The sequence below is a fragment of the Cupriavidus mimosae genome (assembly GCF_023952485.1).
Taxonomy (GTDB): Bacteria; Pseudomonadota; Gammaproteobacteria; order Burkholderiales; family Burkholderiaceae; genus Cupriavidus; species Cupriavidus taiwanensis_C.
Genome location: NZ_JALHRY010000003.1, coordinates 339,646 through 352,535, shown reverse-complemented (window position 1 = coordinate 352,535; position 12,890 = coordinate 339,646). Strand labels below are relative to the sequence as shown.

At 68.6% G+C, this 12,890-nt stretch carries 9 protein-coding genes; 4 read left to right on the top strand and 5 right to left on the bottom strand.

The features are described from left to right. Positions 1-105 precede the first annotated feature (105 nt). Genes def through smc form a run of 4 tightly spaced genes read right to left on the bottom strand, consistent with a single transcriptional unit; the run spans position 106 to position 7,654 of the window. The gene (gene def, locus MKD50_RS08010; protein ID WP_252666806.1) at positions 106-639 is read right to left on the bottom strand and encodes a peptide deformylase; all 534 of its coding nucleotides are present in this window, start codon (positions 637-639) and stop codon (positions 106-108) included. Between the two features lie 14 nt (positions 640-653). After that, entirely contained in the window at positions 654-2,783 is a 2,130-nt protein-coding gene (ligA, locus tag MKD50_RS08005; protein WP_252666805.1) for an NAD-dependent DNA ligase LigA, read from the bottom strand. 12 nt (positions 2,784-2,795) lie between these two features. Further along, entirely contained in the window at positions 2,796-4,142 is a 1,347-nt protein-coding gene (locus MKD50_RS08000) for a cell division protein ZipA C-terminal FtsZ-binding domain-containing protein (protein ID WP_252666804.1), read from the bottom strand. After that, positions 4,139-7,654, bottom strand: a complete 3,516-nt coding sequence (gene smc, locus MKD50_RS07995) for a chromosome segregation protein SMC (protein WP_240072199.1) — start codon at positions 7,652-7,654, stop codon at positions 4,139-4,141. Before smc ends, MKD50_RS08000 begins: the two co-directional genes overlap by 4 nt. A 451-nt stretch (positions 7,655-8,105) precedes the next feature. Here smc and MKD50_RS07990 point away from each other — a divergent pair, with 451 nt between their 5' ends. Further along, a complete protein-coding gene (locus MKD50_RS07990; RefSeq protein ID WP_252666803.1) occupies positions 8,106-8,933 on the top strand; it encodes a ferritin family protein in 828 nt (275 codons plus the stop codon). 12 nt (positions 8,934-8,945) lie between these two features. Here the strand turns inward: MKD50_RS07990 and MKD50_RS07985 are convergent, their stop codons facing one another. Then, entirely contained in the window at positions 8,946-9,914 is a 969-nt protein-coding gene (locus MKD50_RS07985) for a DMT family transporter (protein ID WP_240072200.1), read from the bottom strand. A 206-nt stretch (positions 9,915-10,120) separates the two neighbouring features. On the opposite strand from MKD50_RS07985, the gene dapC reads away from it, so the two are divergent. The 3 genes from dapC (at position 10,121) to MKD50_RS07970 (ending at position 12,839) form a co-directional block, all read left to right on the top strand. Further along, entirely contained in the window at positions 10,121-11,335 is a 1,215-nt protein-coding gene (gene dapC / locus MKD50_RS07980; RefSeq protein WP_252666802.1) for a succinyldiaminopimelate transaminase, read from the top strand. A 203-nt stretch (positions 11,336-11,538) separates the two neighbouring features. Next, entirely contained in the window at positions 11,539-12,366 is an 828-nt protein-coding gene (dapD, locus tag MKD50_RS07975; protein ID WP_012352965.1) for a 2,3,4,5-tetrahydropyridine-2,6-dicarboxylate N-succinyltransferase, read from the top strand. 89 nt (positions 12,367-12,455) lie between these two features. Further along, complete coding sequence (locus tag MKD50_RS07970; protein ID WP_115703385.1) at positions 12,456-12,839, top strand: hypothetical protein; 384 nt, start codon at positions 12,456-12,458, stop codon at positions 12,837-12,839. Positions 12,840-12,890 lie beyond the last annotated feature (51 nt).

Genomic DNA, 12,890 nt, shown 5'->3' with positions numbered 1-12,890 from the left:
TATGTCGACGAAGTGACAGGCGTCGGTATGCCAGCGCCCGCCCTCTCCCCCGGCCCCTCTCCCGCGCGCGGGAGAGGGGAGCAAACCAGCGGCGCTCCTTGCCCTTCAATCGTCGCTGCTCGCCGGCAAATCCGGAAACAGAACCTCGGTAAACCCGAAGTTCGAAAAATCCCTGATCCGCATCGGATAGAGAATCCCCTGCAGATGGTCGCACTCATGCTGCACCACGCGCGCATGGAAGCCCTCGGCCACGCGTTCGATGCGGTTGCCCATCAGGTCGTAGCCGCTGTACTTCAGCCGCACGTGCCGCGGCACTACGCCGCGCAGGCCCGGCACCGACAGGCAGCCTTCCCAGCCGTCCTCCATCTCGTCGGACTGCATTTCCAGCACCGGGTTGATCAGCACGGTCTTGGGCACGGTGGGCGCGTCCGGATAGCGCGGATTGCGATCGAAGCCGAAGATCACTACCTGCAGGTCCACGCCGATCTGCGGCGCGGCCAGGCCCGCGCCGTTGGCGTGGTCCATGGTGTCGAACATATCTTCGATCAGCGTGCGCAGCTCCGGCGTGTTGAAGCGTTCCACCGGCCCCGCCACCTGCAGCAGGCGCGGATCGCCCATCTTGAGAATCTCGCGGATCATGGTTGTGTTCCCGGTTATTGCCCGGCCGGCGCGGCGCCGGCTTGCGCCAGCAGCGCCAGCATGCCGGCCTCGTCCAGCACCGGCACGCCCAGCGCTTCGGCCTTGTCCAGCTTGCTGCCAGCCTCGGCGCCAGCGACCACGTAGTCGGTCTTCTTCGACACCGACCCCGCCACCTTGGCGCCGGCGGCTTCCAGCAGCTCCTTGGCGTCTTCGCGCGACAGCGTCGGCAGCGTGCCGGTCAGGACAAAGGTCTTGCCCGACAGCGGCGCCGGCGCCTTTGCCACCGGCTCGCTTTCCGGCCAGTGTACGCCGGCGGCGCGCAGTTGCTCGATGACCTCGACGTTGTGCGGCTCGGCGAGGAAGTTGGCGATCGACTGCGCCACCACCGGGCCGACATCGTTGACCTCGAGCAGCGCCGCTTCGTCGGCCGCCAACAGCGCATCCAGCTTGCCGAAGTGCCGGGCCAGGTCCTTCGCAGTGGCTTCGCCGACGTGGCGGATGCCGAGTGCGAAGATAAAGCGGTTCATGGTGGTCGCGCGCGACTTGTCGATCGCCGCGACCAGGTTGGCGGCCGACTTGTCCGCCATACGCTCCAGCGCTGCCAGCTTGGCCACGCCGAGCTTGTACAGATCGGCCGGCGTGCGCACGATGCCCTGGTCGACCAGTTGCTCGACCAGCTTGTCGCCCAGGCCTTCGATATCCATGGCGCGCCGCTGCGCGAAATGCAGCAGCGACTGCTTGCGCTGCGCCGCGCAGATCAGGCCGCCGGTGCAGCGCGCAATGGCCTCGTCCTCGAGCTTCTCGATATGCGAGCCGCACACCGGGCAGGCGGTCGGCATCACGAAGGCACGGGCATCGGCCGGGCGCCGCTCGGTCACCACGGCGACGACTTCCGGGATCACGTCGCCGGCGCGGCGCACGATCACGGTGTCGCCGACATGCACGTCCTTGCGGCGGATCTCGTCCTCGTTGTGCAGCGTGGCGTTGGTTACGGTCACGCCGCCGACAAACACCGGCTTGAGCCGCGCCACCGGCGTAATCGCGCCGGTGCGCCCGACCTGCACCTCGATGTCCTCGACGATGGTGGTCATTTCCTGCGCCGGGAACTTGTGCGCCAGCGCAAAGCGCGGCGCGCGCGAGACAAAGCCCAGGCGCTCCTGCTCGGCCAGCGCGTTGACCTTGTAGACCACGCCGTCGATGTCGTAGGGCAGCTCGTCGCGGCGCGTGCCGATATCGCGGTAGAAATCGAGCAGCCCCTGCGCGCCCTTCACCACCGCACGGTCCTTGCACACCGGCAAACCCAGCGCGGCAAAGCCGTCGAGCATGGCGCTGTGGGTCGGCGGCCGCTCCACGCCCTGCAGCTCGCCCAGCCCGTAGGCGAAGAACGACAGCGGACGCCGCGCGGTGATGCGCGGATCGAGCTGGCGCAGGCTGCCGGCGGCGGCATTGCGCGGGTTGACGAAGGTCTTCTCGCCGGCCTCGGCCTGGCGCGCGTTGAGCTTGTCGAAGTCGCGGCGGAACATGAAGACCTCGCCGCGCACTTCCAGCACCGCGGGCGCCTGTCCGCGCAGCCTGAGCGGGATCGCCTTGATGGTGCGCACGTTGACGGTGACGTCCTCGCCGGTCTCGCCATCGCCGCGCGTGGCGGCCTGCACCAGGCGGCCGTCTTCATAGCGCAGCGACATGGCCAGGCCGTCGAACTTCAGCTCGCAGGCGTACTCGACCGCGTCGGCGGCGCTGAACAAGTCGGCCTCGCCCGCCGGGGGCGCGCTGCGGCCCAGACCCTGCGCGCAGCGGCGGTCGAAGTTGAGCACGTCTTCGTCGGCGAAGGCGTTGTTGAGTGACAGCATCGGCACGCGGTGCCGCACCGAGTCGAACGCCGCCAGCGGCTCGCCGCCCACGCGCTGGGTGGGCGAGTCCGGCGTCTGCAGCTCGGGATGCTCGAGCTCCAGCGCCAGCAGTTCGCTGAACAGCGCGTCGTATTCCGCGTCCGGAACGGTGGGCGCATCCAGCACGTAATACTGGTAGTTGTGGCGGTCCAGCTCTTCGCGCAGCCAGGCCATGCGGCTGGCCGCGGCGTCGGCCGGCAAGGCGGCGGCGGGCGCGGAGGCCTCTGCCTGCGCGCCGCGGTGTTTTGCGGTCATGGCAGGCTCCGGCTAGTTGCTGAACAGGCGCAGCGCCACCGGCGAACCGGCCGGCATGCCGCGCGCTTCCAGCTTCTGGTACAGCGCTTCGAGCTGGCTGAAGATGGCGACGAACGAGGCTTCGGTCAACGGCCGCATATTGTCGTCGACCAGTTGCGCGCCCATGCGCTGCGCCAGCGTATGGCCGTATTCGCACACGGTCTTGAACGGCCTGGCGGCCTGGTCGGCCACCGGCACGTCGAGCAGCAGCGTGATCTGGCGGCCGGCCTTGACGGTGAGGTCGTCGCGCAGGAAGTTGGTGTCGCCGAACTGCAGCGTGAACAGCGGGCGCTGCACGCCCTCGGCATTGGCCTGGTAGCGGATAAAGCGGGTGCCATCGCGCGACAGCACCAGCCCGTCCTGCGTCGCCACGTTCTGCACATAGGCGGCCGACCACGGCGCGCCGTCGGAGATCACGTTGACGCCCAACTGCACGTCGCAAGCGGCGCCAAAGGCGTCGAGCTCGCGCGCGTTGGCGACGGTCTCGCCCATGTCGGGCAGGTCAGCCGAGGCGTCGAGCGACTCGGCCAGCGACTCCACCGCGGTGATGAATTCAGAGAATTCCAGCGCGTTGAGCGGGCCGCCACGGTTGGCCAGCTGTACACCGACCTGCAGGTCTTCGTACTGATGGCCGGCGGTGACGGGCTCCCAGGCGTTGGCTTCGGCGCGCAAGCCTTCGATATGGACCGGCTTGGTGCCGGCGCGGCGCAGCCGGCCGGTCAGGGGCAGGATGCGGTCGCCGGAGGCCTTGCGTTCGAGATGCAGCGGCACGATGCAGTCGATCAGCGGATCGACGACTGCGGGCGCGGGCTGGCCGTCCGGTACCGCAGCGACCGGAGCCGGTGCAGGCGCAGGCTCCTGCGCAGGCGCAGGCGTGGGTGCGGGAACTGGCGCCGGGGCCGGGGCCACGGCGATAGCAGCATCCGCCTCGTCCTCCGAAGCGCGCGACGCCGCGGCCCCGACCGCGACTTCCTCGGCGACGGCTTCGTCGGCATCGGCGCTGCTGGCCGCCGCGGCCGCGGCCGCAGCGACGTGGTTGTTGCCGGCCACGGCGGCGCCGGCGCCGGCCGGTGCCTGCGTCAGCGTGGGCTCGCGCCGCGGCGGCTGCTCGGCGGCGGCTTCGTGCAGGCGTGCGGCGGTTTCCGGCGCGGTGCTCTGGCCAACCACCGGCTCGCGCATCGGCGGCAGGTCGTCTTCGGGCCGCAGCTCGCGCGGGCGGCGCGCCTTGCGGATCTGCCACTGGTTGTAGCCGAACACCAGCACCACGAAAACCAGGCCCGCGACGATCAGCGCGGTCTGCAGGTCCATATTGAGCTTCATGCTGCCTCCGCCATCGACACGGCTGCATCCATATCCACGGCCACGATCCGCGAAACGCCTTGCTCCTGCATGGTCACGCCAATAAGTTGATGAGCCATTTCCATGGCGATCTTGTTATGTGAGATGAAAACGAATTGAGTCTTGTCCGACATGCGCGCCACCATATTGGCGTAGCGCTCGGTGTTGGCATCGTCCAGCGGCGCGTCGACCTCGTCCAGCAGGCAGAACGGCGCCGGGTTGAGCTGGAACATCGCAAACACCAGCGCAATCGCGGTCAGCGCCTTCTCGCCGCCCGACAGCAGGTGGATGGTCGAGTTCTTCTTGCCCGGCGGCTGCGCCATCACCTGCACGCCGGCATCGAGGATTTCCTCGCCGGTCATGATCAGGCGCGCCTGGCCGCCGCCGAACAGCGACGGGAACAGCTCGCCGAAATGGTGGTTGACCTGATCGAAGGTGCCCTGCAGCAGCGCGCGGGTTTCCTGGTCGATCTTGGCGATCGCGTCCTCGAGCGTGCCGATGGCGTCGTTCAGGTCGGCCGACTGCGCGTCGAGGAAGGTCTTGCGCTCGCGCGCCGCGGCCAGTTCGTCGAGCGCGGCCATATTGACCGGGCCGAGCGCGTTGATGGCGTTGTTGATGCGCGTGACTTCGCCCTGCAGGTACGACGGCTTCAGGTCGCCGGTGAGCTTGTGCGCCAGCCCGGCCTCGTCGACCTGCGCCGTGACCAGCTGCTCGCTGAACTGTTCCTGGTTCAGGCGCGCAGCCTGTTCCTTGAGCTGCAGTTCGGTGATGCGGTCGCGCAGCGGCTGCAGGCTGCGCTCGGCGGCCAGGCGCTGCTCGTCGTGCTGGCGCAGCTGCGCCGACAGCGCATCGAGCTCGGTGCGCGCGACGGTGAGCCTGGCTTCCTTCTCGGCGCGCAGTTCCAGCGCGTCCTGCAGGCCGGTATGCGCGGTCTGCTCGTTGATGGTCTCGAGCTCGGCGCGGGCGTTCTCCAGCGATTCGGCGATGCGCTCGGCCTGGTCGGCCGCCACCTGGATATTGCGGCGCAGTTCGTCGATGCGGCTGGCCAGGTTGCGCTCGGCAAAGAGCGCTTCCTGCGCGGCGCGCTCGAAGTCGCGCAGCTGGTGGCGCGCGCCGGAGAGCTTGCTGTCCAGCGCCTCGAAGGCCATCTGCTGGTCTTCGTGCGAGGCCTGCATCTCGGCCAGCGCGGCGTCGTGCTGCTCGAAGCTGGCCTCGGATTCGGCGCGGATCGCGCGTTGTTCTTCGATCTGCGCGTGGATTTCTTCCAGCTCCTCGCGGATCTGGCCGCTGCGGGCGGAGTAGCGCTCCATCGCCTGCGACAGCTTGAGCACGTCCATCTGCAACGCATGCACGCGGCGCGTGGCCTGCTCGGCGCGCGTGCGGGCCTCGCCCAGCGCCTGGCTGGCCTGCGTGTACGCAGCCTCGGCGCGCACCGCCTGGGTCTTGGCCTCGTCCGACAGCAGCGCCTGCGCGCGCGCCTGCTTTTGCAGGTTTTCGATTTCCTGCTCGCGCGCCAGCATGCCGGCCTGCTCGGAATCGGCGGCATAGATCTGGATCGCATTGCGGCCGACCAGGTGGCCCTCGGCCACCACGAACGTCGCGCCTTCGGGCAGCGTACCGCGCGCGGCCAGCGCCTGCGCCATGTCGGTGGCGACGAAGATATCGGCCAGCCAGTCCTGCATTACCGCGCGGATGCCCGGCTCGGTGATCTGTACCAGCGACATCAGCGGACGCAGTCCCGCCGGCGTTTCGAGCGGGCGGGCCGCGGCCGGGGGCGAGTAGAACGCGAGCTTGGCCGGCGGCGCGTCGGTCAGGAAGGCCTTGACCCAGTCCAGGTTGGAAATTTCCAGCGCGTTCAGCTTTTCGCGCAGCACGGATTCCAGCGCGTTTTCCCAGCCCGGCTCGATATGGACCTTCTTCCACAGGCGCGGCAGCTCGGCCAGCTCGTGCTTCGCCAGCCAGGGCTGTACCTTGCCGTCGGTCTGCACGTTCTCCTGCAGCTGGCGCAGCGCATGCAGGCGCGCTTCCAGCGAGGCGATCGCGGCGGCCTCGCCATGCACGCGCGCCTGCGCGGCGCGGCGCTCTTCATCGAGGCGCGGCACGCTTGCTTCGGCATCGGCCAGCACGGCCTGGGCTTCCTCGACCAGCGCCTCCTGCTCGGCCAGTTCGGCGCGGCCCTGTTCCAGCCGGGTTTCGTCCGGACGGTCCAGGCCCTTTTCCTCGGCCGACAGGCGTTCGCGGCGCTGTTCCAGCTGCTGCAGCATCTGGTCGGCGCTGCGCTGCTGCGCGGCTTCCAGCTTCAACGCCTGCTCGGCCTGCATGATGCCGGCGCGCTGCTCGTTGAGCAGCTGCTGGGCATCGCGCCATTGCGCTTCCAGCGTCGGCAGCTCGTCGTTCTTGTGCGCGACAGCCTCCTGTGCCTCGACCGTGCGGCCTTCGGCCACGGCCAGGTTTTCCTCGGCCTGCGCCAGTTCGTCGGTGGCCTGCTCGGCCTTGCCCTGCCATTGCTCGCGCTGCGCGGTCAGCGCCGCAATCTGGGCCTGCACGCGGTTGCGCGACTCGACCACGTAGCGGATCTCGGCCTCGAGCTTGCTGACCTCGGCATTGGCCTCGTACAGCGCGCCCTGCGCGGCGTGCATGCCATCCGATGCGGCATAGTGCGCGGCGCGCATGGTTTCCAGCTCGGCCTCGACATGGCGCAGCTGCGCGGTCTGCGCTTCCAGGTCGATCTGGGCCTGCTCGATGGCGCGCTGGTGGCGCTCCTGCTCCTGCTGCGCCTCGCGCTTGCGCAGCAGCCACAGCAGGTGCTGTTTCTCTTCGCCGTCGGCCTGCAGCGTCTTGAAGCGCTGCGCCACTTCGGCCTGGCCTTCGAGCTTTTCGAGGTTGCTGCCGAGCTCGCGCAGGATGTCTTCGACCCGGGTCAGGTTTTCGCGGGTGTCGGACAGCCGGTTCTCGGTCTCGCGGCGGCGCTCCTTGTACTTGGACACACCCGCCGCCTCTTCCAGGAAGATGCGCATGTCATCGGGCTTGGCCTCGATGATGCGCGAGATCATGCCCTGGCCGATGATGGCGTAGGCGCGCGGGCCCAGGCCCGTACCCAGGAAGATGTCCTGGATGTCGCGCCGGCGCACCGGCTGGTTGTTGATGTAGTAGGACGAGGTGCCGTCGCGGGTCAGCACGCGCTTGACCGCGACTTCGGCGTACTGGCTCCATTGGCCCGCGGCGCGGCCTTCGGCGTTGTCGAACACCAGTTCGACGCTGGCCCGGCCAGCCTGCTTGCGCGCGGTCGAGCCGTTGAAGATGACGTCCTGCATGGATTCGCCACGCAGCTCTGAGGCGCGTGACTCGCCCAGCACCCAGCGCACCGCATCGATGATGTTGGATTTGCCGCAGCCGTTGGGACCGACGATGCCGACCAGTTGGCCCGGCACCTGGAAATTGGTGGGATCGACGAATGACTTGAAGCCCGCCAGTTTGATCGAGGATAGTCGCACGGTTTCTCGTGTGGTATCGGCCACTCCGGCTGGAAAGCGGGGGCGGCCTGGTATCGGGTATCGGGGCTATTGCACGGTTCGGAAAAGCCGGGCTGCGCGGGAGCCGGCGCGGCGTGACGCCAGCACCTCAAAACACCCCTCCAGCCCGAGAATTGGGGCTAATCATACCATCGCAGATGCCTTCGCCGGCCCGTTTGGGGTGCTCCCGGGGGCGGTGCCGGGTGGCGAAATTCCTTTGACTTTCCGACCCTTACATGCGGTTTCGCAAGCACTTTAGGAAGCCGGGCGTGGGTAGCCGGCCACGCTTGACGCGCGACGCGCGGGAAACTAATTAGGGTAAATGCTAGTCTCTGCTCTGTCGGCGTGATGCCGGATGCGCTCCTGCCTCACGCACCATGAACGCCCCCCGCAGCACCTTTCGCCCCCTTTAGGCGAACCAGGAGGACAGAGCATGAGTGAACCGTCAGTGGCCGCCCGGCCGTGGTCTGTCAGCGACATCCGCTACGAGGCGATCGACGTCGCGCGCGTGCGCGGCGACCGCGACCTGTTCTACCTGCTGGTGTCGGCCTCGTTTATCGAGAGCGGATCCGACACCTATGCCGGCAACCTGGCCACCTATTACGCCCGCGTGCCCGAAGCCGCCGGCTGGCTGTCCCAGCACTGGGAAGCCGAGGAACTGCAGCATGGCATGGCGCTGCGGCGCTATGTCGAGCATGTCTGGCCGGAATTCGACTGGGAGCGCGGCTATGCGCGCTTCTTCGACGAGTACAGCCAGACCTGCTCGATCGAGCAGTTCGAGCCCACCCAGGCGCTCGAGATGGCGGCCCGCTGCGTGGTCGAAACCGGCACGGCGGCCTACTACCGGGCGCTCGAGCAGGCCAGCGACGAACCGGTGCTGCGCGACCTGACGCGGCGCATCTCCAACGACGAGGTGCGGCACTACAAGCACTTCCTCCACTTTTTCAACCGCTTCGCCGAGGCCGAGCGCCTGGGCCGGCTGCGCGTGCTGGGTGCGGTGGCGCGCCGGCTGCTGGAGATCAAGAACGAGGACGCGGCGATCGCGCTGCGCAACGTGCTGCGCATGGAACGCGGGGTCGAGTTGGTGCCCGAGGCGGAGGTGCGCGCGCTCAATACGCGCGTGTCAGGCGTGATCCGCCGCAACATCCCGATCGAGATGACCATCAAGATGCTGCTGCGGCCGCTTCAGCTTCACCGCGGCGTGGAGCGCGCGGTGCGCGCGCCGCTGGTGGCGATGGTGTCGCGGGTGATCCTGCACTGAGTTGCGCCGGAGCTAGTGGCAGGCCGCGGCCTCGGCGCCTGCGGCCGGCGCGGGCGCGGCGCGGCTGCGGTGCACCAGCCCGGACAAGGCGCCGGCGGCGATGATGCACAGCCCGCCCGCGGCCTCCTTCCAGCTCAGCACCTCGGTCGCCAGCCACCATGACGACACCGCGGCGATGACGATCTCGAACAGCATCAGCAGCGACACCCGGTTGGCCGGCAGCCGCTGCAGCCCGTACTGCACCACCGAGTTGCTGACCACCAGCACCGCCGCCAGCCCCAGCACCAGCATCGCCGCGCTGGCCTGCGCCCCCGGCACGAGCGCCACCGCGGGGCCGTCGAGCAGCAGCGCGGCCGGCACGCCGACCACGGTGCAGCCCAGGTAGACCACCACCGTGCGCACGCGGGCGTCGGTGTCCGGAAAGCGCTGCCCGGCGCGGCGCGACAGCACGTTGTTGACGGCAAAGCCCATGCCGCCGATCAGGCCCGACCATTCCGCGGCGGAGCCCGGCAGCGGCACGCCGACCTCGGGCGTCCACAGCATCAGCCCGGCGCCGAACAGCGCCAGCCCCACCAGCGCCAGACCGGCCGCCGACAGGCGCTCGCCCAGGAACAGCCGTGCGAACAGCGCGGTCCAGACCGGCGTCAGGTAGAACAGCAGCAGCACCCGCATCACATGCCCATTGACGCTGCCCCAGACGAAACCGGCGTTGGTCACGCCCGCCGCCAGGCCGATCGCGACGAACAGCCAGTGCGGACGCAGCCCGCCCAGATGGCGGCGGAACGCCAGCAGCGACAGCACCGCCGCGACCGCGCTGACCAGCGCCGCGGCATGCATGCCGCCCAGGCCCCAGCCGGCCAGCACGCGGTACGGGAACCAGGCGATGCCCCACACCGAGGCGCCGATCAGGATGGAAAGCGATGCCTTGACCGCATGGCGGTCGGCCGGCGCCAGCGGCGCCGAAACTGAATTTGTGCTCATAAAGGGAATCGGTGCGAGGCGAGCCGGACCGCCTGCCATGCGCGGCGGGCAGCGTCCGGACGGCGCCGGCGGCATCACCGTGGCGTGATGCCCGCCATCCGTGGCCGCCCAACCTCGCCAAAGACCGCCTGGCGGGCCGGGCCGGCGCACGGAAACCCGCGCCGTTCCTCTATAATGCGTCGTTTTAACCGGCCCCGACTGACACTGTGAATCCGCGCCTCGACCTGCTCCAGCCCTACCCGTTCGAGAAACTGCGGGTGCTCTTTGCACAAGTAAAGGCTGCCGACAAGCCGGCCATCAGCTTCGGCATCGGTGAACCCAAGCATCCGACGCCTGCGTTCATCAAGCAAGCGCTGGCAGAGTCGCTTGCGGGGCTGGCGAATTATCCCACAACGGCCGGTTCCGATGCACTACGGCAGTGCATCGCGGACTGGCTGGAGCGCCGCTACGGCCTGCCCAAGGTCAATGCCGCCACCGAAGTGCTGCCCGTGACCGGCTCGCGCGAGGCGCTGTTCGCCTTTGCCCAGACCGTGGTCGACGGCACCCGGCCGGGCGCACTGGTGCTGTGCCCCAACCCGTTCTACCAGATCTACGAAGGCGCGGCGCTGCTGGCCGGCGCCACCCCGGTGTTCGCCAACAGCGATCCGGCGCGCAATTTCGCCCCGGCCTTCGACCGCACCGCCGACGAGGTCTGGCAGCAGGTGCAGCTGCTCTTTGTCTGCACCCCCGGCAACCCGACCGGCGCGGTGCTGTCGTTGGAAGACTGGCAGCAGCTGTTCGCGCTGTCCGACCGCTACGGCTTCGTGATTGCCTCCGACGAGTGCTATTCCGAGATCTATTTCGACGAAGGCCGCGCGCCGCTGGGCGCGCTCGAGGCCGCGCACAAACTGGGCCGTGCGGATGGCGCCAATCGTTTCGAGCGCCTGGTGGTGTTCTCGAGCCTGTCCAAGCGCTCCAACGTGCCGGGCCTGCGCTCGGGCTTCGTCGCCGGCGACGCCGCGCTGCTGAAGCAGTTCCTGCTCTACCGCACCTACCACGGCGGCGCCATGAACCCGGCGGTGCAGAGCGCCAGCATCGCCGCGTGGAACGATGAAGCGCATGTGCGCGAGAACCGCGCCGCCTACGTGCGCAAGTTCAGCGAAGTCACGCCGATGCTGGCGCAAGTCCTCGACGTGGCGCTGCCCGATGCCGGCTTCTACCTGTGGGCCGACGTCTCGCGCACCGGCCTGTCCGATACCGAATTCGCCGCGCGCCTGCTGGCCGAGCAGAACGTGACCGTGCTGCCGGGCAGCTACCTGGCGCGCGAGGCCGACGGCATCAACCCAGGCGCCAACCGCGTGCGCATGGCGTTGGTGGCGACGCCGGAGGAATGCGTGGAGGGGGCGCGGCGGATCGTGGAATTCTGCAAAGCGCTGGGCTGAGGCCTGATTGTCCAATTGTGTTCTCCCTCTCCCCTCAAGGGGAGAGGGTCGGGGTGAGGGGTGGTTTAGCAAGGCACCACGCCCGTAGAACCGCCCACCCTCACCCCCTGCCCCTCTCCCGCAAGCGGGAGAGGGGAGCAAACAAAGAGGTCGAGGCTGAGACTCGACGACCGAACATCAACATCAACCCTGAGAATCCAACCATGACGCAAGCTCTGCAAGCCCTGATCGACCAGGCCTGGGAAGACCGCACCAGCCTGTCGCCGAAGTCCGCCCCCAACGACATCCGCGAGGCCGTTGCCAACGTCATCGGCCAGCTCGATGCCGGCACGCTGCGCGTGGCCGAGAAGCAAGGCAAGGACTGGATCGTCAACCAGTGGGTCAAGAAGGCCGTGCTGCTGTCGTTCCGCCTGGAAGACAACGCGCCGATGAGCGCCGGCGGCTTCGCCCAGTTCTACGACAAGGTGCCGACCAAGTTCGCCAACTGGAGCGGCGACGACTTCGCCAAGGCGGGCTTCCGCGTGGTGCCGCCCGCCGTAGCCCGCCGCGGTTCGTTCATTGCGAAGAACGCCGTGCTGATGCCGTCGTACGTCAACATCGGCGCCTATGTCGATGAAGGCACCATGGTCGACACCTGGGCCACGGTCGGTTCGTGCGCGCAGATCGGCAAGAACGTGCACCTGTCGGGCGGCGTGGGCATCGGCGGCGTGCTGGAGCCGCTGCAGGCCAACCCGGTGATCATCGAAGACAACTGCTTTATCGGCGCGCGTTCGGAAGTCGTCGAAGGCGTGATCGTCGAGGAAAACTCGGTGATCTCGATGGGCGTGTACCTGGGCCAGTCGACCAAGATCTACGACCGCGAAACCGGCGAGATCCACTATGGCCGCGTGCCGGCCGGCTCGGTGGTGGTGGCGGGCAACCTGCCGTCCAAGGACGGCAAGTACAGCCTGTACTGCGCCGTGATCGTGAAGAAGGTCGACGCGCAGACCCGCGCCAAGACCAGCCTGAACGACCTGCTGCGCGGCGACTGAGCGCCGCTCGCGGCCCGCATGGGCTGCGACGCCCCGGGGCCCGGCTCCGGGGCTGATTTACCGTCGTCACCCGCCTGGCCAGGCTGAACATGCCCTCCCTCCGCAAGCGACTCATGGCCCTGGATCCCACCACCGTCAGTACCGTGCTTTCCCTGCTGCCCACCATTCTCGAGCAGGCCAACAAGACCCTCGAGAAGCTGAAGAAGAACAAGCGCAAGGACGGCACGCCCGAAGGCGCGGTGGCCGACGCGCGCGATCCCGCGGCCCGCATCGCCGAACTGGAAGCCGCGCTGGTGCAGCAGGCCGAGGCAGTCAAGCTGCTGGCCGAGCAGCATGCCATCACCGTCGACGCGCTGCGCAGGGAAGCCGCCCGGCTGGACCGGCGCCTGCGCCTGATGACGGCGGTGGCGATGGGCGGCGTGGCGCTGGGCCTGGGCAGCCTGGTGATCGCGCTGAACCTGCTGTTCCGCTGAACCCATTCCTCGTTCCCGCGCAGGCGGGAACCCAGTGACTTCAAACGACGC

What these genes read in the sequence shown, in the direction of transcription:
- MKD50_RS07970 (WP_115703385.1), top strand. Translation starts at nt 12,456, where the DNA reads ATGCCCTCCCTCCGCAAGCGACTCATGGCCCTGGATCCCACCACCGTC.
- MKD50_RS07985 (WP_240072200.1), bottom strand. Translation starts at nt 9,914, where the DNA reads ATGAGCACAAATTCAGTTTCGGCGCCGCTGGCGCCGGCCGACCGCCAT.
- MKD50_RS08000 (WP_252666804.1), bottom strand. Translation starts at nt 4,142, where the DNA reads ATGAAGCTCAATATGGACCTGCAGACCGCGCTGATCGTCGCGGGCCTG.
- MKD50_RS07990 (WP_252666803.1), top strand. Translation starts at nt 8,106, where the DNA reads ATGAGTGAACCGTCAGTGGCCGCCCGGCCGTGGTCTGTCAGCGACATC.
- dapD (WP_012352965.1), top strand. Translation starts at nt 11,539, where the DNA reads ATGACGCAAGCTCTGCAAGCCCTGATCGACCAGGCCTGGGAAGACCGC.
- ligA (WP_252666805.1), bottom strand. Translation starts at nt 2,783, where the DNA reads ATGACCGCAAAACACCGCGGCGCGCAGGCAGAGGCCTCCGCGCCCGCC.
- def (WP_252666806.1), bottom strand. Translation starts at nt 639, where the DNA reads ATGATCCGCGAGATTCTCAAGATGGGCGATCCGCGCCTGCTGCAGGTG.